The organism is Pseudoalteromonas sp. HM-SA03 (assembly GCF_002289345.1).
Classification (GTDB): domain Bacteria; phylum Pseudomonadota; class Gammaproteobacteria; order Enterobacterales; family Alteromonadaceae; genus Pseudoalteromonas.
The window spans coordinates 71,025-71,284 of record NZ_NSDG01000020.1; the positions used below are offsets into that span (position 1 = coordinate 71,025).

General features: G+C 51.4%; 1 rRNA gene (only partly in view). It reads right to left on the reverse strand.

The annotated features are described in order from the left end of the window. A 23S ribosomal RNA gene (locus CKO50_RS24230) occupies positions 1-260 on the reverse strand (its annotated part extends 1,734 nt beyond the left edge of the window); the annotation flags it as partial.

Below are 260 nucleotides of genomic sequence, written 5' to 3' on the forward strand. Positions count from 1 at the left end.
AGACTAAGTCTGCAGCCGTAGCTTCGGTGGTATGTTTAGCCCCGTTACATCTTCCGCGCAGGCCGACTCGACTAGTGAGCTANGAATATACCCCGAAACTATCTCTTGCCAACTCAACGTGTTGGTCGCTTGACCGTTGGGCACTTCGTGCGTCAACGTTAATCTTAAAATAGTTTGGGTGGTATATTCGCAGCCGTAGCTTCGGTGGTATGTTTAGCCCCGTTACATCTTCCGCGCAGGCCGACTCGACTAGTGAGCTA